13 protein-coding genes are annotated in these 20,775 nt (G+C 46.9%); 10 read left to right on the top strand and 3 right to left on the bottom strand.

Annotation, left to right across the window (positions count from 1 at the left end; all coding sequences use genetic code 11):
* Positions 1 to 76: 76 nt before the first annotated feature.
* From ACHUFW_RS05860 to ACHUFW_RS05890, 7 genes are all read left to right on the top strand, one after another.
* On the top strand, positions 77 to 1,714 hold the full coding sequence (locus ACHUFW_RS05860) for a cation:proton antiporter domain-containing protein (protein WP_394201385.1): 1,638 nt from the start codon (positions 77 to 79) through the stop codon (positions 1,712 to 1,714).
* 114 nt (positions 1,715 to 1,828) lie between these two features.
* On the top strand, positions 1,829 to 2,788 hold the full coding sequence (locus ACHUFW_RS05865; RefSeq protein WP_394201386.1) for a TolB family protein: 960 nt from the start codon (positions 1,829 to 1,831) through the stop codon (positions 2,786 to 2,788).
* Positions 2,789 to 2,813: 25 nt separating this feature from the next.
* Positions 2,814 to 6,026, top strand: a complete 3,213-nt coding sequence (locus tag ACHUFW_RS05870; protein ID WP_394201387.1) for a glycoside hydrolase family 2 TIM barrel-domain containing protein — start codon at positions 2,814 to 2,816, stop codon at positions 6,024 to 6,026.
* A 14-nt stretch (positions 6,027 to 6,040) separates the two neighbouring features.
* Positions 6,041 to 7,465, top strand: a complete 1,425-nt coding sequence (locus ACHUFW_RS05875) for a solute:sodium symporter family transporter (RefSeq protein WP_394201389.1) — start codon at positions 6,041 to 6,043, stop codon at positions 7,463 to 7,465.
* Positions 7,466 to 7,473: 8 nt separating this feature from the next.
* On the top strand, positions 7,474 to 8,511 hold the full coding sequence (locus ACHUFW_RS05880) for a UDP-glucose--hexose-1-phosphate uridylyltransferase (RefSeq protein WP_394201390.1): 1,038 nt from the start codon (positions 7,474 to 7,476) through the stop codon (positions 8,509 to 8,511).
* Between the two features lie 144 nt (positions 8,512 to 8,655).
* Complete coding sequence (galK, locus tag ACHUFW_RS05885) at positions 8,656 to 9,822, top strand: galactokinase (RefSeq protein WP_394201392.1); 1,167 nt, start codon at positions 8,656 to 8,658, stop codon at positions 9,820 to 9,822.
* Between the two features lie 297 nt (positions 9,823 to 10,119).
* On the top strand, positions 10,120 to 11,154 hold the full coding sequence (locus ACHUFW_RS05890) for an aldose epimerase family protein (protein ID WP_394201395.1): 1,035 nt from the start codon (positions 10,120 to 10,122) through the stop codon (positions 11,152 to 11,154).
* A gap of 136 nt (positions 11,155 to 11,290) precedes the next feature.
* On the opposite strand, the gene ACHUFW_RS05895 is transcribed toward ACHUFW_RS05890, so the two are convergent.
* Together ACHUFW_RS05895 and ACHUFW_RS05900 are read right to left on the bottom strand one after the other, a co-directional pair.
* Complete coding sequence (locus ACHUFW_RS05895) at positions 11,291 to 11,710, bottom strand: hypothetical protein (protein ID WP_394201396.1); 420 nt, start codon at positions 11,708 to 11,710, stop codon at positions 11,291 to 11,293.
* Positions 11,711 to 12,086: 376 nt separating this feature from the next.
* Complete coding sequence (locus tag ACHUFW_RS05900; RefSeq protein WP_394201397.1) at positions 12,087 to 13,094, bottom strand: NAD(P)H-quinone oxidoreductase; 1,008 nt, start codon at positions 13,092 to 13,094, stop codon at positions 12,087 to 12,089.
* A gap of 383 nt (positions 13,095 to 13,477) precedes the next feature.
* On the opposite strand from ACHUFW_RS05900, the gene ACHUFW_RS05905 reads away from it, so the two are divergent.
* Positions 13,478 to 16,513 carry a M9 family metallopeptidase gene (locus ACHUFW_RS05905; RefSeq protein ID WP_394201398.1) on the top strand — a complete coding sequence of 1,012 codons (3,036 nt, stop codon included), beginning with the start codon at positions 13,478 to 13,480 and terminating at the stop codon, positions 16,511 to 16,513.
* 67 nt (positions 16,514 to 16,580) lie between these two features.
* Complete coding sequence (locus ACHUFW_RS05910) at positions 16,581 to 17,132, top strand: DUF2059 domain-containing protein (protein WP_394201399.1); 552 nt, start codon at positions 16,581 to 16,583, stop codon at positions 17,130 to 17,132.
* A 321-nt stretch (positions 17,133 to 17,453) separates the two neighbouring features.
* Here the strand turns inward: ACHUFW_RS05910 and ACHUFW_RS05915 are convergent, their stop codons facing one another.
* Positions 17,454 to 19,313: a multiheme c-type cytochrome gene (locus ACHUFW_RS05915; RefSeq protein WP_394201400.1), complete on the bottom strand. Its 1,860-nt coding sequence runs from the start codon at positions 19,311 to 19,313 to the stop codon at positions 17,454 to 17,456.
* A 374-nt stretch (positions 19,314 to 19,687) separates the two neighbouring features.
* Here ACHUFW_RS05915 and ACHUFW_RS05920 point away from each other — a divergent pair, with 374 nt between their 5' ends.
* A complete protein-coding gene (locus ACHUFW_RS05920) occupies positions 19,688 to 20,644 on the top strand; it encodes a leucine-rich repeat domain-containing protein (RefSeq protein WP_394201402.1) in 957 nt (318 codons plus the stop codon).
* Positions 20,645 to 20,775 lie beyond the last annotated feature (131 nt).

Genomic DNA, 20,775 nt, shown 5'->3' on the forward strand with positions numbered 1-20,775 from the left:
ATTAAATTTCATTTAAAGTTAACAGAAATCTTATACAATAATAGGTATTTACCCCTACCTAAAATTCAGGAGCGACATGGAACCCGCGATTCTTCTTATTACCTTAGCTTGCGGTATGTTGGTGAGCAGAGTAGGACTGCCACCACTGATCGGCTATTTAGTTGCAGGCTTTGCACTGTTTCTATTTGGAATAGATGAATCTAGCTTACCGTTACTAGAGCAGTTAGCGGAACTTGGGGTCACCTTATTACTGTTTGCTATCGGGCTTAAACTTGACCTTAAAAGCTTGTTTAAAGCGGAAGTATTAGCGGGCTCAAGCCTGCACTTAATGGGGTCCATGCTGTTTTTCATTCCACTACTAAAACTGCTCGGCTTAATCGGCCTTGAGCAGCTCAGTGGCATGGAGATAGAGCAGCTAGCATTACTGGCATTTGCGCTGAGTTTCTCCAGTACCATCTTCGCCGTTAAAATCCTCGAAGATAAAGGTGATATGCAATCACTCTATGGCCGCGTCGCCATTGGTATCTTGATTATGCAAGATATCTTTGCCGTTGCCTTCCTCACCATCTCAAAAGGTGATTTCCCTACCATTTGGGCACTAGGCTTATTGTTATTACCGCTGGCTAAACCGCTTATCTATCGCGCATTTGATAAAGTCGGCCATGGCGAGCTACTGGTGTTATTTGGTTTGGTGATGGCACTGGTCATGGGCGCTTGGCTATTTGAATTAGTGGGATTAAAGCCAGATTTAGGCGCCTTGGTTATCGGTATCTTGCTCGCTGGTCATCCTAAATCATCGGAATTGGCTAAGTCATTATTTTACTTTAAAGAACTGTTCCTGGTGGCCTTCTTCCTCACTGTCGGGTTAAATGGACTCCCCACCTTCTCAGATATTGGATTAGCGACCTTATTGGTGTTTGCTATCCCAGTTAAAGTACTGCTTTTCCTATACTTGCTAACCTTTTTCCGCTTGCGTTCGCGCACCGCGTTAATGAGCTCTTTCTCCTTAGGTAACTACAGTGAATTTGGACTCATTGTCGCCGCGGTCGCGACTTCTAAAGGTTGGCTACCGCCGCAGTGGATGGTGATTCTTGCGGTGGCACTGAGTATTAGTTTCTTATTTGCCGCGCCACTGAACAATATTGCCAATAAGCTTTATCAACGTCAGCAAAACCGCCTGCAAAAGCTAGAACGTCATCCATTACATATGGAAGACAGGCCGATTCGCGTTGGTAACCCAAGATTCTTGATCCTTGGTATGGGCCGTATTGGTAGTGGGGCTTACGATGAATTGGCTGCCAAGTTTGGTGGCGAGATCTTAGGGGTTGAGCATAAACAGGAGCTGGTCGATTTTCATAAGGAAAATAACCGCAATGTTGTGCAAGGTGACGCCTCTGATACCGACTTTTGGGAAAAACTTGAACACGCACCTAACCTCGAATTAGTGCTACTTGCCATGCCTCACCACATTGGTAATCAGTTTGCTGTAGAGCAACTACAGCGCCTGAATTATCAAGGTAAGATAAGTGCCATTGTTCAGTACAGTGAAGATGCAAGTTCTTTGAAATCTGCTGGGGTTGATAGCGTATTTAACCTCTATGAAGCCGCCGGTGCCGGTTTTGTCGATCATGTGATTCAAGAGCTGAAAACCGGTGAACAGCACGATGCCGACATCAGCACACCAGAGGAAGAAGAGCAAACAGCCAAAGCCTAAACGAAAAACCCAGCAGCCATGCTGGGTTTTATTGTTGCCAATCAAATTGTATACATTATTCAAACAATGCGATAACCTAATGCCATCTACGTACTCATCAATAAGGTCAATTAGGTGTCATTACTCTCGCGACAAGTCGCTAGCCTAAACTCGCTACTCAGCAGATTAGTCACCATCGCTGTGGCGTTAATATTGCCGCTGAGTCACGCCCAAGCAGATGGCTATGACATCTACCTTTACTCACTCACCGCGCCGACAGCAGACCAACCTAACTGGGAGGTTAGCCAAGAACCAACCGCTATCACCCAACGTGCGGGCTATGACAATCAAGCCAGCTTTAGCCCAGACAGTCAGGCAGTGGTGTTTGCCTCAAATCGAGGCAATAGTGACGGTTTTACCGATATCTACCAGTATGAAATCGCCACAGGCAAACATACGCAGTTAACCGATACAGCAAATCGCGGTGAGTTTTCTCCCCAGTGGAACCAAGACCAGCTGACCTACGTGGTAGAGCAAGGCATTCCCCATCAAAGCGTCTGGCAACAAGGTCCAAACCAAGCAGAAACAAGACTGATTAATTCATTTATTCCTGCCGGCTACTATGCTCACAATCCAAAGCTGGGCACCTTAATATGGGCTCGATACGCCTACAGTTTGTATTTTGAACCCACCAATGAACAAGCCGATGAACGTCACTTTGTAGTCAGCAATGCAGGTCGAAGCATCCATGCCATGCCTAATGGGCAACAATTTAGCTACCTACATAAACAGACCGATGGCGATTGGGTGATCAAGGCATTTGATCCGCTTAAGCAAAGCCATCAAGACATTATCGCCCTAACCGGTGGCAGTGAAGACTACGCTTGGTCGCAAAATGGTTGGCTATTTAACATGTATAACAATGAGTTAAGGGTAGCTCAGTATCAAGGCATGCCGTTATCTCAATGGCAAACTCTGGCCCAGCTCACGCCACCGACGGCTAAGCACCATACGCCGTCGAGACTCAGTATCTCGCCTAACGGGCAATATCTCACTGTGGTATGGCACCGACACGCGACCAATCATCAACAATAAAAAATAACCATCAACAATAATAATTATGACTCGTTTACCAGCTAAGCCCTCGCACTTTGAGCAACTAATCACGCCATTATTACTGTTATTGGCGCTGTTAACTCCCCATCTCGCACAGGCACAAGATCGCTGGCAAGATCATCAAGTTTTTGAAATCAATAAACTGCCGCCAAGAGCCAGCCTCTTTGCCTATGGTAATCAACTGATGGCCATGGAAAATCAGCCGCTGCACAGTGACCGTTATCTTGATCTTAATGGCAGCTGGCAATTCCACTTTGCCCAAAATCCCAGTAACGCGCCTAAGAACTATGCATCAACAAACCTTACCGTAGCTGAGCTAGATTCGGCTAACTGGCAGCAGATCCAAGTACCAGGAAACTGGGAAACCCAAGGCTATGGTCAAGCCATTTACTTAGATGAGCGTTACCCATTTACCACGCAATGGCCCAATGCTCCCACTCAATACAACCCGACGGGCAGTTACCGGAAAACCTTCACTTTGCCTCCCCACTGGCAAGGACAACAGGTCATTTTGCATGTAGGGGCAGCTCGTTCAGCATTAACCGTGGCCCTAAATGGCCAAGAGGTAGGTTACAGCCAAGGCGCCAAAACACCTGCTGAATTTGATTTAACGCCTTATTTGAAAGCCGGTGACAACCTGTTGGCCATGCAAATTATTCGCTGGAGTGATGCCAGCTACTTAGAAAGCCAAGATATGCTGCGGGTCAGTGGTATTGAACGTGACGTCTACCTCTACGCACGACCCATGACACACATTGCTGATATTGACGCCAAATACCAGTTAAGCCCCAAGCGAAATAACGCCGCGCTTAATTTTGAATTTAGGGTCAACAATCCAGGTCAACACACCACACAAGTTAGTTATCAACTATTTGATCCCCAGGGAAAACTGGTTAAACAGGCGAAGCAACCCCTTGCTGCAAATACTGATGAAGTGGTTAAATTTACCGACAACTTAGCCGACCCACAGCTCTGGAGCGCCGAAACCCCTTGGTTATATCGGTTGTTTGTCAGCCTGCATGACAACCAGAACAAGCTGCTGCAAATCAGCCCAGTCAATATTGGCTTTCGTGACATTCGTATCAGCCAAGGCCAGCTGTTGGTCAACGGCAAAGCCATTACGATTCGCGGGGTCGATCGTCACGAAACTGACCCAGATAACGGTCATGTGGTGAGTCGAGCCAGTATGCATAAAGATATTGCGCTAATGAAACAGCATAACATCAATGCGGTACGTTCTAGTCATTATCCAAACGATCCCTATTGGTTAAGCTTAACCGACCGCTACGGCCTGTATGTGATAGACGAAGCCAATATTGAATCTCATCCGTTAGCAGTCAATGAATCGACCCAAATTGGTAACGAGATGAGCTGGTACCCGGCTCATTTAGCGCGGGTAAAACGGATGATGGAGCGGGATAAAAACCATCCTTCGATTATCATTTGGTCTATGGGTAATGAGGCTGGGCACGGCAAATTATTTGCTCAGCTGTATCAATGGATGAAACAACGAGACCCTAGCCGACCGGTGCAATACGAGCCAGCAGGCAGCGCCGCGTACACTGATATTGTCGCCCCTATGTACCCGTCAATAGACAAGCTCAAAGCCTACGCCAGCGAGCCGCGCGACCGCCCGCTTATCATGATCGAATACGCCCACGCCATGGGTAACTCGGTTGGCAACTTACAAGATTACTGGGACGTCATTGATGCGCACCCACAACTACAAGGTGGCTTTATCTGGGATTGGGTGGACCAATCATTAGCCTTCATTAACCAGCGCGGACAACGATACTGGGCCTACGGCAAGGATTATCACGCCGACATGCCTACCGATGGCAACTTCTTAAACAATGGGTTAGTGGATCCAGACAGGCAGCCTCACCCACATTTGGCACAAGTGAAAAAGGTCTACCAACCGATCAAACTCTCTGGCGCAGAATTAACGCAGACAAATGCTAAACACCGCCAAGTCAGAGTTAACCTGAAAAATCGCTACGACTTTATCAACACCCAAGGGCTACAACTTCATTGGCAATTACAGCGTGACGGTGAAACCATCGCCAGCCACCAGCTTGATATGCCAAGCATCAAACCGGGCGATAGTGCTGAACACACCATTGACTTGCTCAGTCCAGCTTGGCTGCCTCAATATGATTATCATCTGTTACTTGAGGTTAAGCACACCAAACCCAGCGACTTAATCGCCACTGGGCATGTGGTTGCCTTTGAGCAATTTGAGCTACAGTCAGCTAAGGTAAAAACCGCGCCACTACTCAACGCAGCAATCACCCAAGACAAGCAGTCAAATCACTATGTGCTGAGCAAGGGTGATACTCAATATCTAATTGCCATGGACAGTGGCTGGCTCAGCCAAATCATCCACCAAAACCACCCGCAATTAGTTGCGCCGCTAGTGAATCAGTTCTGGCGAGCACCAACCGACAATGACCTTGGCAATGACATGCCTAAGTGGGCTGGCGTTTGGCAAGATGCGGGCGAGCAATTAGTCCTCGAATCGATACAAAGCCAAGATGGTAAACTAACAACAAAGCATGTCCACCCTAAGCTTGGCTTTAGCATCACCAATCGCTATCAGCTCACCCAGACTGGCGCACTCAATATATCCAGTGAATTTGTCCCCGGCGAGCAAGCCCTACCCGACTTGCCTAAATTTGGTTTTATCACTCGCTTGCCATTTTCACAGCGCTTTATCAGTTACTTTGGCCGAGGCCCTGATGAAAGCTATATCGACAGAGCCAGCGCTAACCCAATCGGTCTATATCACTACGCTGTTGAAGATGGATTCCATCGTTATGCGCGCCCACAAGAAACCGGTCAGCGCACTGAAGTTCGCTACGTTGCGGTGCGTGATATTAACCAGCAAGGTCTGTTAGCCGTGGCTAACCAGCCACTGCAAACCAGCGTGTGGCCGTTTGCCCTCAGCGATATTGATTTTCGCCCCAACGATGCGCAAGCATCCGCATCGGGACTGGTGCCTGTGACCACTAACCATGGCGCAGAAATTCCTTACCGAGAGTTTGTCACATGGAATATTGACCACAAACAAATGGGCGTGGGCGGCGATACCTCATGGGGGCGCCCAGTGCATGAACCCTACCGTATTAAAGCTGAGCCGATGCAATTTGAATTTAGCATTATGCCGATAGATCCCAAGCAATCTATCCGTCAACAAGCTAGACAGTCGGCCGAATAAGGAAGCGAAACGTCATGCAACAACATATCCAACTGGCCATTTTTTTCGGTTTGACCGCTTTAGTGGCCCTAATCACCTATTTAAAGTGTCGCCGAATCAGCCGTGATCCCAATGACAGTAAAGACTATTTCCTGGCAGGCGGAGGCTTGTCATGGGTGGTGGTTGCTGGCTCGTTGATGATGACAAACATCAGTGCCGAGCAGATCGTCGGCATGAACGGTGCCCAAGCTTTATTAGTCGCCTGGTGGGAAATCGCCGCAGCAATCGGGCTGATTATTCTCGCCAAATGGCTCATCCCAATCTATTACCGCTACAATTGCACCACCACCACTGAACTGCTCGAACGTAAGTACCAAGATAAAGGCATTCGTGCCATGGTGTCGGTGCTGTTCATGCTTGGGTATGCTTTTATCCTATTGCCTGTGGTGCTATACACCGGCTCACTGTTTATGAAGTCAATGTTCCAATGGCAAATATCCATCACAGCGTTGGCGACCATCTTTGCGGTGGTTGGGGCAATCTACGCTATTTTCGGCGGATTAAGAGCCATCGCCATCTCTGATAGCTTGAACGGTATCGGCTTGTTAGTCATGGGAGTTGTTGTCTCGGGATTAGCAATGAATGCGATCAACTGGGATCTATCCGGCCTGCCGATTGATCGCATCACCTTAATCGGTGATGCCCAATCCAGCATTCCTTGGACAACCTTACTCACCGGGATGATATTTATTCAGATCTTTTACTGGGGCACCAATATGGTGATCACCCAGCGAGCACTCGCAGCAAAGTCAGTGGCTGAAGCGCAAAAAGGCCTATACGCTGCGGTGGTGTTAAAACTGATCATCCCTGTGATTGTGGTTTTGCCGGGGATTGTTGCTTTCAAACTCTATGGTGATGTCGGCGATGTGGCTTATGGTCAATTAGTCGGTGATCTGCTGCCCCCTTGGTTGTCAGGTGCCTTTGCTGCGGTAATGGCTGGGGCCGTATTGAGCTCCTTTAATTCCTGTCTCAACTCAGCGGCTGCGTTATATACCTGTGATATCCACCAAAACTACATCAATGCCAATGCCGATGTGCGCAAGATAGGCACGCGCGTGGCACTGGCTTTTACCTGTATCGCCGTCGCTTTGGTGCCATTGTTCGCCCAATCTGAAAGCATTATCGCTTTGCTGCAGCAACTTAATGGCTTGTATTCAATGCCGGTTCTCGCCGCATTTATTTGCGCATTAGTATTTAAAAATGTCAGTGCTGGGGCGATTAAAAGCGGACTGGTATTTGGGGTGGGCTTATATGCGCTATTTACCTTTGTTTGGACGCCACTACACTTCATTCATCTTATGGCGATCACCTTGCTGGCTACCATTTTAGTCACCCTAACACTGAATCGTTTGCTGTTTAAACCCACTCAGTCATCGCCACTATCTGCCATAAAGTCATGAACCAAAGCATGAATCAGTTTGATTGTAATGAGCACAGCCATCGCCGCTATAACCCACTAACCGATAGCTGGGTATTAGTGTCGCCACATCGAGCTAAGCGCCCATGGCAAGGACAACAGGAACCTAGCGCACTGCAGGCAATGCAGCCCTATGACAACCAGTGCTTTTTGTGCCCGGGTAATCAGCGTATCAACGGCGAGGTAAACCCAAACTACCAACAGCCTTTTGTGTTTACCAATGACTTTGCGGCCTTACAAAACCACACCCCAGCTCACCATGAGCTAGACCCGCTATTTGGCATCCAATCTGTCAGCGGTACCAGCCGCGTCGTATGCTTTAGCCCTGATCACAGTAAAACCTTGCCATTGCTAGCGCCGCAACAAATGCTTGCAGTGATCAATACCTGGTGTGAGCAAGTTGCCGAGCTTGGGCAGCGGTATCCATGGGTGCAAGTATTTGAAAACAAGGGCGCTGCCATGGGGTGCTCAAATCCCCACCCCCACGGACAAATTTGGGCCGCGGATACCCTTCCCAACGAAGCGATAAAAGAGGGCAACAATCAACAGCGCTACTTTGATAAACATGCATATCCACTATTACTCGACTATGTAGAAAAAGAGCTACAACATCAGCAGCGGCTGATTGATGTCAATCCACATTGGGTGGCATTAGTACCTTGGTGGGCAAGCTGGCCGTTTGAAACCCTACTACTACCCCGATTTCGAGTAGCTCATTTACACCAACTCACGGTGCAGCAGCGCCACTCATTAGCTGCGATACTGCAGTCACTGACCTGCCGATACGACAACTTATTTCAAACCAGCTTCCCCTACTCCATGGGCTGGCACGGGGCACCGTTTGACGGTCAAGATCATCCAGAGTGGCAACTCCATGGTCATTTCTATCCACCACTACTTCGCAGTGCCAGCGTGAAGAAGTTTATGGTCGGCTATGAAATGCTGGCCGAACCGCAGCGTGACATGACACCTGAGCAAGCAGCCAAACGACTCGCTGAGCAGCCCATAGAACACTATTTAATGACATAGACATAAAAACCGGGTTACAGCTTAGACAAAGTCATGATATAAATTTAATTGTCATTGTTAATCGCAATGGTAGGTAAACGGTCATCAAGTACCGTCACGTAAATTACTGGCCTAATAAGGCATTTTTAAGAGAAGCTTTTGAGCATGTCTAATCCCGCACAGCGCGCGAATAAACTTTTTGTGCAAACTTTTGGCACTACAGCTGACGATCTCTATCTGGCACCGGGTAGAGTGAACTTGATCGGTGAACATACCGATTATAACGACGGCTTTGTATTGCCTGCTGCGATTAACTTTCACACCATTATTGCGGTAAAGCGCCGCGAAGATGATACCTTTAGAGCAGTATCAGATGCCTTTAGCGGCGACATTAAAACCTGGCAATTTGGTCAAGAAGGCCAACCAGAAGAACAAGGCAGCTGGATAAACTACCTTAAAGGATTCACATCAGCATTAGCCACTTCAGGGTTACCCGCAAAAGGGCTAGATTTAGCCGTGGTGGGTAACGTCCCACTTGGCGCTGGACTATCCTCCTCTGCAGCACTTGAGATCGCCTTTGGCACCGCGGTGAATGATTGCAGCCAATTACGCCTTTCTCCCCTGGCCGTTGCGCAAATGGCACAACGCGGTGAGAACCAATATGTGGGTTGTGCTTGCGGCATTATGGATCAAATGATCAGCGCCCTTGGTGAACAAGATCATGCACTACTGATTGATTGCGAAGATCTCGACAGCGAACCTGTGCCGATCCCTGAAAGCTTGAGCCTGATTATTATTAATTCAAATGTGCAGCGCGGCTTAGTGGAGTCAGAATACAATTTACGCCGCGAGCAGTGTGAAGCGGTCGCCAACCATTTTGGCGTAGAAAGCTTACGCCACGTGAGCCTAGGCCAACTTGAAGCAGCCAAGGCCCAGCTAGATGAAACAGCTTACAAACGTGCCCGTCATGTGCTCACAGAAAATCGTCGCACCCAACAAGCAAGCCAAGCGTTAGCAAGCAATGATATCGCCAGACTCAGCGAATTAATGGCGCAATCACATCAGTCGATGCGAGATGATTTTGAAATCACCGTCCCCGCTATCGATCAACTCGTTGAAATGATCGATAAAGTCATTGGCAATCAAGGTGGCGTGCGGATGACCGGTGGTGGCTTTGGCGGTTGTGTGGTGGCCTTAGTTGACCATGCCCTCACCGATGCCGTGGTCGAAACCGTGGAAGCAAATTACGCCAAGGCAACCGGCTTAGAAGCAACTGTCTACCTATGCTCAGCAAGTGATGGCGCAACCCGACTAGATGAAGATTTGTATTAAAAAGGCCAATACGCATACGTATTCATCCTGATTAATCAAATAGATGTGACACTATTGGGCACTGAACTGCCATATCAATCGGCATAAGAAAGTGACCTACTCCTCAGAGCTATTTTTGGCAAACTAGTTCGAGGCGAATAACTTAAGTAATAGTGGTTCTATTGGGAAGTTATTCAACGAAGAAGTAGGCAGCCAAAAAAGCTCCCAAAGGGAGAGTTTTAGCTCATCACGCTAAAGGTGCTGGCAGAAAAATGGACATCATCAATCGCCAACTGGCCTCTTTTAAGGATTGAAAACATGATAAGAGTTCGCCCATTAACCCCATGGCAAGATCCTCGTGGTGGCCAGATAGAACGGATATATATCGACAATGGCACCATCGCGATGGAAGTGATCAGCCTAGGGGGCATTATTCGATCGTTATGGGTGCCTAATAAAGATGATGAACGCGGTAACGTGGTACTTGGGTGTGACACAGCTGAAGACTATTTAAATCAACAAGCCCACCTAGGCGCCATTGCGGGTCGCTATGCTAACCGTATCGCAGGGGCTCAAACCCAATACCAAGGGCAAACATACTCCCTAAGCAATAATCACCAAAACAATTGCTTACACGGTGGCGAACAAGGCTTTAACCGTAAAAACTGGCATATGGGCGCATTGCCCGATGGCGTCAGGCTAAGCCTTATGAGTCCCGATGGTGACATGGGCTTTCCAGGAAACTGCAATGTACAGCTAGACTACCGTTTAGTGGGCAATAATCTCTATGTGGAAATATTTGCCGCTACCGATAAAGCCTGCCCTATTAGCTTGACCCAGCACAGTTATTTTAATCTGGGAGGACTTGGGCAAACCAGTAACCAAGATCATCAAATCCAAGTGCTAACGGATAAGTGCCTTAACTTAAATAGTCAGGGGATCCCTGAAGGGGTGATTGATGTTGCAGGATCTGTGCTCGACCTGCGCCAGCCACAATCATTGGCAACAGGGCAATCATCCGATGAACTTGCCAGCACTAACGGCTTCGATCACTGCTATTTATTCGATAACAGCGGTGATGAACTGCAAAAGACCGCCGTATTGAGTGATGCTAGCCAAGGACGAAGTCTAACGCTCTATACTAATCAGCCTAGTGTACAACTCTACGGCGCCAACTTTTTAGCCGATACCCCAGGTCGAAAGGGCAAGCTGCTACAAAACCATCAGGGTGTCTGTTTGGAGCCGCAGCAACTGCCCGATGCACCAAATCAACCGCAATTACCAGGTAACCCTTGGATCGCACCTAATGAGTGTTATCACCATATCAGTCGCTACCAATTTGATACCTTTTAGCGCTAGTTGCCAATCCATTGCCGCAGCGCGAACGCCCCGTTCGCTTAAATCGGGATCGGCTAACAAAAAAGCACTACATAAATTAAATTTAGTAGTGCTTTTTTGTTGCTAAATCTGCCGCAGCTAACGCTAGATGTTAATCGTCGTCACTCGACCAGCTGTCTTCAAAGTCGTCATCCATACTATCGACTTCAAGCTCCGCATCATCACTGTCATCATCGACAGGTTCATCAACGGGTTTTGCTTTCTTAGGCGCCGGTTTCGATTGCGTGGCTTCCACCCAGCCGTCATGCTTTTGCATAAATTCGTCGCGAGCTGCTTGCCATGCCGAGCCATATTCAGCTTGAGCCGCTTTTAACTGCGCGTCATCGAGATCATGCAAATTCGCCGAAACGATATCTTCAGCATACTCAATGATGGCATCCCGCGTCGTATTGTAAAAATAGACACGCCCCTGACTGGCCTCAGGAAACTGCTTGTCATGAACGAGAATGGTGTTGCCACGTGGAGTACGTAGCTCACCGAACCAAACTGGATCTTGTGATGTGTTATACATATATGCCAATACCCTCAAATCAACACATACCTGAAATAAATAAGTTCGCTAATAAAGTAAGCATATTAATTAAGCAACTGATGTTACTCATCAATATCGCCTACTTTTGATTAAATGATTTAAAAAATCAAGCGTAAAACGCTTAACATTTATGCAATTTACTGCTGTTTGAACAGGCTTAAACCACTTGTATCGAAATTTAGCCGAAAGAGTCATTTATTCAAGTTTTATTTGCGAAAAATATTCTACAGCTCACTCGGTTTTACAGGATACTGGCCAAAATTATTGACATACTTATGTCAGCGAGATGGCAAAATGATGACAACGCCATCACTCACTGCGCTTACACCATCCACTGATTCAATAAGCGCACAGCTTATATCAACTTCAGCACCAGCTTGCCGTGATGCTCACCGGACTCCATCATTCGGTGGGCATCTGCAGCTTGTGTCAACGAAAACACTTTATCCACGGGGAGCAATGACATCTGTTGATTGAGTAGTGGCCAAACATGCTCATTTAATTGCGCGGCGATGCGAGCTTTTGCTTGGTTACTTTGCGGCCTTAATGTCGAGCCGTACCAAGTGATTCTTTTAGCCATGATCCGAAATAGATCCACCTGCGCTTTTGCGCCACGTTGCAAGGCAATGGAGATCAGCTTGCCATCTAATGCCAGCATCTTCAGGTTAAGATTGATAAAGTCGCCGCCCGCCATATCTAATATCATATCGACGCCACGGCCAGCAGTGGCGTCTAACACCTGATCAATAAGATCAGAATCATGATAATTAAAACTAAAGTCAGCCCCTAACTGCCGGCAATAGTCCATTTTCTGCTGCGTCGAGGATGTCGTTAACACCCTTGCCCCAAATTGTTTGGCTAGCAATATTGCTGTTGAACCAATACCACCGGAACCACCATGAATTAGCAAGCTTTGCCCTTGGCTTAACTTGCCTTGCATAAACACATTACTCCAAACCGTGAAAAAGGTTTCAGGTAATGCTGCAGCCTGCGCTAAAGAGCACCCATCTGGGATTGGTAAACAATGGCTGGCTTGGGTTAGTACATATTCACTGTAGCCTCCGCCGGGCACCAAAGCACATACTTGCTGCCCAAGGTGCCACTGCTCAACCCCATCACCACAAGCAACCACTTCTCCTGCCACTTCCAGTCCCAAAATCGCACTCGCACCTTTTGGGGGTGGATAAAGGCCTTTACGCTGAGCAACATCGGGACCATTAACACCGGCATAATGTACTTTAATGACCACCTCACCCGGTTGGGGATCGGGTAGGCTAGTGCAGCCAAGGTAAAGCACATCTGCCTCACCAGGATTGTCAAATTGAATGGCTTGAAAGTCATTAAGTGGCGCAAACTGAGGCATGCTAATCCCTGTATTTACTCATCGAATAAGTTGAGTGTACTGCTCAATCTTAGTCAGTCAATGGTGCTGCATTAGCGGCAACTGCCCAGTAACGACATTTTCGATTTCTAAGCCAATCAGCAAAGTCAAAAAAGTTGGACTCGTAACGGATTGAAATTTAGCCAATTTATAACTTTCCGTCATAAAACTGCTGTGAATTTGATCAATTTTATATTGTATATTTTATTTTAGTGACTATATTGTTGCATTAATGTTAACTAACTGAAGTGTGTGGTCTAGAAGTCAGCGTGGTCACTTCATCTACTAGAAAACCAAAAAAGATCTGCAAAGCAGACAAATAAATACGCAGAAAAATTCTGCAATCAACAAGTAATGGAGACCCCATGAAACTTAATACCCTGGTCATCGCCTTAGGCTTAGCAACAAGCTTAGGCGCACATGCAAATACACAGTTAGCTGCCAATGCGACGGCAGTAAAACAACCACTGCCAGCATTGGGCAGCCAGCAACCACAGGCTATACCGATGGCCGCTGCTGGCCCTATCGGTCATGTTGGTCCACAAGCGGCTGCCGACTGTGAGAATTTTGTCGGTTTAAATGGTTGGCCGCTAATCGATAAGCTGGCGCAATCAGATCCACAATGTGTAAGCCCGCTATACAATGTAAAAGGCGCTGACGCGACGGCATTGTTTAGTGAGTCAAATATTCGCATGGCTGCCGCAGCAGTACGTGATCGCGCCCTCAATTACACCGGCACAGATACCACAGGTATCGAATCCATCATCTACTACATCCGTGCAGCACTTTATGTGCAATTTTACAGTCCGGATGATGTAGCACCCTATTCAACGGCGGCCATCAATGACTTTAAAACCGCACTAACTAACCTGTTTAACAATGCCAATATCTGGACTGCATCAACTGAAAATTCAGGGGTGTTAAAAGAAGCCTTGATTTGGATAGATTCAGCGCATTTAGGGGCACATTTTAACTACGTCACTAAACGCGTCCTCAGTGAATACAACGCGGACTGGGAAGTAAACTGGGGCATGAATGCCGCAGCTAATGCGATTTTCACCACCCTATTTAGAGCTCAGTGGGATGATGAACTCAAGGCGCTTTTTGCCACCGATCAATCCATTCTCGACTCGTTGAATAACTTCCAACTCGCAAATCGTCACCTAGTCGGAACGGATGCAGAGTATGTCCTCACCAATGCTGTACGAGAAATGTCTCGCCTGTACTACATCCCAGAGATGAAAGCACGGGTAACCAATTTAGTTAAAGCCGTACTAGACAGCTCAAGTAAAAACGATAGCTCAAAAGTTGTGTGGATGGCGGCTGCTAGCATGGCAGACTACTATGATCGCGCCAACTGTAACTACTACGACATTTGTGGCTTTAAGGCACAGCTAGAAGCGGAAACATTAGCATTTAATTGGCAGTGTTCGAATACCTTAACCATCCGTGCGCAGCAAATGTATCAAGACCAGGCCAAATGGGCCTGTGATGTGCTTGGTGACCAGGAAGTTTACTTCCACAGCAAGTTGTCGACCGCCAACACGCCAGTGGCCAATGACAATAACGAAGCCCTAGAGTTAGTGGTATTTAATAGCTCAAGCGACTATCAATCTTACGCCGGCACTTTCTTCGGTATTGCAACCAACAACGGCGGTATGTATTTGGAAGGCTCACCAGCTGGACTGAAAAACCAAGCCCGCTTCATTGCCTATGAAGCTGAATGGCGTGTCCCTGATTTCCATGTATGGAACTTGCAACACGAATACGTTCACTACCTTGATGGTCGCTATAACCTGCAAGGCGATTTTAGCCGCAGCATCTCTGCCAACACCATTTGGTGGATTGAAGGCCTAGCGGAATATATCTCCTATCGCGATGCAAATACCCGAGCAATTGAGTTAGGGGAAACCCAAGAGTTTGATCTGTCGACCATCTTTAAAAATACCTATGATTCTGGCCAAGACCGCATCTACCGTTGGGGCTACCTAGCAGTTCGATTTATGTTTGAAAATCATAAGTCTGATGTCGACCAGATCTTAGCCTACTTGCGTAACGACCAATATGCTGAATACCAAGCCTTTATCGACAATATTGGCACCCGTTATGACAATGAGTGGCGCGGCTGGCTAACCAGTGGTCTAAGCACGGCTGATAATGGCATCGTCGACCGAGGTCCATCTGATGCAGAGGCCATGGCAAGTGGTAGCGAAGGCAACTGGGCAGGTCCAGTTTCCACCATCAGTACTGACTATGCTCCTTGTACCGTCACCAGCGAAGCCTATCGTTATAACCCTGATGCAAGCCTTGTCATTGATCAACCCATGGAATGTATCGACTCACAAGCTGGTCGTGCAAGCTTTGCCTTTGCCAATGTCGACCGTAGCGCTCAGGAGCTATGGATTAAAGTCGGCGATGGTTGGGGTGATGCAGATATCTACTTTAGCTCCCAAGGCTGGGCAAGCGGTGAAAGTAACGAAGGCTATGGCATCGGTAACGGTAACCACGAAGTCATCAAGGTCCAACTTAACCCAGATCAATACTGGCACTACCTCACCCTTTCAGGTGAATTTGGTGGCGTAGACCTACTCGTTAGCACCACTGAAGTCGTTGCTGACCCCGATCCAGCCCAAGGCGGTGACAATGGCGGCGGAGATAATGGCGGTGGCGATAACGGTGGTGGAGACAATGGCGGTGGAACCCCAACTCCTGACTGCGGTGCAGCAACCATCACTTATGGTCAATTAACCTTAGGCAGTGATGAATGTATTAGCGGCGGCCGTGGTAGCTTCTATGTTTACATCGAAGAGGATAATACCACGTTAACCATCAGCACATCAGGTGGTAGCGGCGATGCCAATATCTACTATAACGCTGATACTTGGGCTGACAGTGGCAATGCTCAAGCCAGCTCAGTGAGTGCAGGTAATGAAGAGTCACTGCAAGTTGTTGCCAATCGCGGCTGGCGCTATATCGCCATTGACACTGAAACTGAATACAGCGGCGTCACCTTGTCGGTCAGTATTAACGGCAATGGCAATCCAACCACACCACCTGTCAGCGATGTCGACAATGTGTGTCTCTCTCAAGGCGCGCAAAGTGGTGGTCGCCTAACTGCTGGTGTAGCAGCCTGTTCAGATTCAGGCACCAACTACTTCTCATTGTGGATTGATGAAGGTAGCACTGAGTTAACGGTCTCAACAGGGCACGGTAATGGTGATATCAGTTTGTATGGCGGCCGCAGTTGGCCAAACGCTACCAGCTACGAGCAAGCGTCGGTTACTGCCAATAGCACCAGCGAGAGCTTTACTGTCTCCAATCCACAATCAGGTTGGTATTACATTACCACCATTGATGAAGGCAACAGTAACGGTGTCGCGATTAAAGCGAGCTTGAAGTAAGCCCAAAACGCACTGGTGCTCTACGCACCAGTGCGTTTATCTAGTTATGGATACCTAAGGAGCGTTAATGTTTACCAGGCCCATTTTACTTATGTTGGTGATGTTCAGCCTAATGAGCACCATCGCAGTGGCAAGCCCACGCTTGAATGCCCAGCAACTCAGCGAGGCCGCTAATAGCCACCAGCAAGCAGCGCAAGCTCTACTTAAAGCGACCTACGCCCAAGATGTGATTGAACAAGCCCTCTATCAACTCAAAGCCAGTTACGCCCACATGATTAAGGACATTGCCTTAACCCGCGAGCACAGAGAGTTAGAAACCCAATACCGTGACAAAGCATTCGCCTTAGCCAAGCAGCAACTTAACTGGGCGAAGATTGAACCGGCTTTTATTGAGCTATACCTGCAAACTTATACCGAACAAGAGTTAAAGGAATTAACTGCTTTTTACCAAACCGACACTGGCAAAAAATACCTAAAACACATGCCAAGTACCCTTAGACAAGCCAGTAATATTGTGCAAAATGAGATGCAGCAAATTAACCAACAATTCAGCCAGATAGCAACACAACTCGCCACCGAAGCTGGCGTGACTCAATCTGTCTCCACCCATAGCCATTAATGTAAAAAAACACCGCATCGACTGCGGTGTTTTTGTCTTGAGCTTATTTATACCAATCGGCATAAGAAAGTGATCTACTCAGAGCTATTTTGGGCAAACTAGTTCGAGACGAATAACTGAAGTAATAGTGGTTCTATTAGGAAGTTATTCAACGAAGAAATAGGCAGCCAAAAAAGCTCCCAAAGGGCGAGTTTTAGCGCTTCTGATACTGTGTAAACGAACTTGAACGTAGAGTAACTATGCCCTTCATTCGTTGCCTTGTCTCAAAAGCGCTAAACTCTCGCTGAGCGATCACATCTTTATGCCGGTTGGTATTAGCGCCTAATTGGCTTGTTCGGCCATTTTCTGGATCAATTTCATATGGGTCACATCATCTGGGGCTTGACCTGTGGCACCTATCTCATCACTACCATGACAGGCCAAACAGGTTCCTACCCGTTGAATTCGCTGCATTTCCGCTTTATTAAATGGCCTTGCTCCCTCATGAGAAGTCGATTGCAATTGATTGCCTTGCTCATCAACAAACCGTTCTAACTCAAAATCAACCGGTGCCTGACCATCAGGGAAGTTTCGCTGGATATCATACTGACCCGAGCCTAAACCAAGGACTTTTGGATTAGTATGGCACTCCTCACAAGTACGCGAACGCTTACTCATTGTATGAGGTTGAATTGGGTTATGGGACAAGCCACTGGTGCCATCTTTAGTGACATAGGTTTTATTGGCTACTATCGCCTTATCACCATTAACCTGGGTTAAGAACACTTGGCAACCCGGTACAAAAGTCGAAACCTTGCCGCGATGATTAATACCAAGTGCGGGGTTTTCCCAGCGCACATAAGAGCGCGACTCGTTCCAGCTAAAGGCTTGTTTATCTAAATTAGCTTTCTTACCCAATTGCGACATATCGCTGTGAGAGCCACTTAGCCAATCGCCGTTTGGCTTGCTAATATCTTGTTTTGCATGGCAACCATAACATTGTGGTGCCCATGCAGCATGACAAGTAGAGCATTCCATTTTCTCCATGTGACTGGCAATCTTCACCATGGCCACTTCACCTTCAGGCGATAATTTCGCCCCATTTAACTGCGGCACATTAAGCTGTTTGCCATCAATTTTAGTGGTTAACGTGACGCTATTTCCTGAACGTGATAGGTTAGTCATCGGGTTACCACGAGCCGTTTTTAATGTGGCCGCTTCTTTAGTGGTGCCATGACAGGTTTCGCAGCGCACTTCTACCGCAAACTCCTTTTTAGTATAAAGATAGCCATCGCCGTGCATCTCATCTTTTGTGTGGCAATCAATACAGCTCATGCCAGCATCATAGTGCAAATCGGCTTGTAAGAAGTTGTAGTGCTTACCATGTAACTTGCCTTGCTTGCTACCATCTTCTTTATAGGGCGTGCCATAACCATCGGACTCCATCATCCCCATGTAGCTCACCCCAGTGCGGCCACCGCGATTATGACAATGCTGACATTGCTCCACCGAAGGGGCACGTGTCATCTGGTGCTTTCTTGGACGGTCTTTTTGAGTTTTGTCTATCGCTTTATCGCCACCTTCATAGGTCGCAGCATTACTGTACTCAACATGACATGCTGCGCAGCCCGATGCGCGATAGTCGCCATCACGCTGATGGCCATCACTCCATAAATGGCAACGCAAACATTGATTTCTTAAATAGTCATCGCCAGGAGAATTACTATCAGATTCAGGGAGGTTGGGATCATAGCTTGGTAGCTGAGTGAGCTCTGCCACTGTGCCTTCACGACCTGTTTTAAGTGCTTTTACATCATAGGTTGCATGAATTGCATCGCGTGTTTGACTGCCAAAGTTGTAACGTGTGCCAGAAATCATCCCTGACATGGTGGCATGGATAGACGTTTTGGCATTTTCAACTTCTTCACTGTGGCACTCTCCGCAGGTATTTGCTACCACACGCAAGTCAGTGGGATTTGCCCACATATCCTTATGCCCCGCCTCAAGTGTGGTCGCCTCACCTTGACCATTATGACAATCCACACAGCTTAAATCCGCCATCATGTCGATATCGGAAAATTGTTCTATGCCTTCATGGCAACTTAAGCAGCCGGTATTTTCATCCCAAGCTGCAATCGCATTTGACATCCCTATGCCTAAAATAACCGGTATAGCGATGATAAAGTGTTTACTATTCATCATCTTCATCTCCTGCACCTTCACAGTGCCAATAACCTTATTATTTTTATGTCTATTACATTTTGTTACCTAAATAGAGGTATGTAAAAATTTGGTTAGGCAAATGTGATCTACACCCGAGGTTATTGGTGGAAATGCGTAAGAGATAACAAATTAAAAAAATAGTTAAATTTGCTGAAATTTTTTATTAAATCAATCATTAATAACAAGTAATTAAGCAATCGATGACAAACCACTGTCACAGTTAGTTAAACTAACAGCAACATGTCTCTATCGAAGCATAACAGGTAAAGAAAATGCTTTAAATATAATGACTTGCAATTTATCCAAGCAACAAGCTAAGATGCGGCCTTTATCAAGGAGAGAGACTTAAGCTAATGAATAATAAAACGATTATTGCTTCATTATTGGCTGTATTTTCCACAAGCCTAGTTCATGCGACACCTATCACGGAGGTAGAAAGCATTAACTTTGCCGACGCCAATTTTAAACAATGTGTCCAAGTGCATCGGGTAACAGACCCTAGCGTGACAAGAAAGCTAAACTGCCGTCACCTCCCCATGCAAAGCCTAGAAGATCTTAAATACTTCCCCGCATTAGAAAGTGCCACCTTTGCAGGCAATGAAATCACCAAGGTCAATTTAAGCCATAATCCCAAGCTAAAAAGCCTGTCGCTAGACAGTAAAAAGCTCGCCGAAATTGATCTAAGCCATACCCCTAACCTTGAAGTGTTAAGGCTAGAGACTAAATCGCTAACCGAGATTGACTTAAGTCATAGCGGCAAACTAAAAGATTTGGCGGTGATTTCAGCAAAACTCAAGCAAATTGATTTGAGCCATACTCCCATGCTTGAAGAGCTAGATGTCTCTTTCAATCAACTGACTGAGATCGATGTCAGTGCGACACCGAAGTTGACTAATCTTAGCGTCGTGGGCAATCAGCTTAGCCAGCTTGACCTTAGCCATACTCCAGCGCTGCGTTATTTATGGGCTAAAGAAAACCAACTAACCAAAATGGATTTCAGTGCCAATAAGGCGTTGGTTCAAATCGGCCTAGACAGCAATCAGCTATCAGCGCTAACCCTGCCAGCTAACAACAAGATCTCTAGCCTAGGATTGATGTACAACCAATTGACAAAAATCGATGTCAGCCTAAGCCCTAAGCTTAGTAAGCTGTATATCACTGACAATCAAATTAGCAGCCTCGATGTCAGCCACAATCCAAAACTGCGTAAGCTCTGGGCGACAGGTAATCCAATCAAAGCCGTAGACATTAGTCAAAATGACAGTCTCAGTGATTACGAGTTTGATGACAGCACCCAAGTCAGCGAATAACTGAGCCAAAAGCGATGACTAAAGGCCGCCTTACAGGTGGCCTTTAATTTATCTCTCATACCTTGTCCCATCTGCGCATTATTCGATTTAGCACTTGCGGCGCAACAACCAAACTTGTTTACATTCAATTA

The sequence above is a fragment of the Shewanella waksmanii genome, from assembly GCF_043643685.1.
Classification (GTDB): domain Bacteria; phylum Pseudomonadota; class Gammaproteobacteria; order Enterobacterales; family Shewanellaceae; genus Shewanella; species Shewanella waksmanii_A.

Bases quoted from the DNA above. Each gene is read 5' to 3' on its own strand.
- ACHUFW_RS05860 (WP_394201385.1), top strand. From the start codon at position 77: ATGGAACCCGCGATTCTTCTTATTACCTTAGCTTGCGGTATGTTGGTG.
- ACHUFW_RS05870 (WP_394201387.1), top strand. From the start codon at position 2,814: ATGACTCGTTTACCAGCTAAGCCCTCGCACTTTGAGCAACTAATCACG.
- ACHUFW_RS05875 (WP_394201389.1), top strand. From the start codon at position 6,041: ATGCAACAACATATCCAACTGGCCATTTTTTTCGGTTTGACCGCTTTA.
- ACHUFW_RS05880 (WP_394201390.1), top strand. From the start codon at position 7,474: ATGAATCAGTTTGATTGTAATGAGCACAGCCATCGCCGCTATAACCCA.
- galK (WP_394201392.1), top strand. From the start codon at position 8,656: ATGTCTAATCCCGCACAGCGCGCGAATAAACTTTTTGTGCAAACTTTT.
- ACHUFW_RS05890 (WP_394201395.1), top strand. From the start codon at position 10,120: ATGATAAGAGTTCGCCCATTAACCCCATGGCAAGATCCTCGTGGTGGC.
- ACHUFW_RS05895 (WP_394201396.1), bottom strand. From the start codon at position 11,710: ATGTATAACACATCACAAGATCCAGTTTGGTTCGGTGAGCTACGTACT.
- ACHUFW_RS05900 (WP_394201397.1), bottom strand. From the start codon at position 13,094: ATGCCTCAGTTTGCGCCACTTAATGACTTTCAAGCCATTCAATTTGAC.
- ACHUFW_RS05905 (WP_394201398.1), top strand. From the start codon at position 13,478: ATGAAACTTAATACCCTGGTCATCGCCTTAGGCTTAGCAACAAGCTTA.
- ACHUFW_RS05910 (WP_394201399.1), top strand. From the start codon at position 16,581: ATGTTTACCAGGCCCATTTTACTTATGTTGGTGATGTTCAGCCTAATG.
- ACHUFW_RS05915 (WP_394201400.1), bottom strand. From the start codon at position 19,313: ATGATGAATAGTAAACACTTTATCATCGCTATACCGGTTATTTTAGGC.
- ACHUFW_RS05920 (WP_394201402.1), top strand. From the start codon at position 19,688: ATGAATAATAAAACGATTATTGCTTCATTATTGGCTGTATTTTCCACA.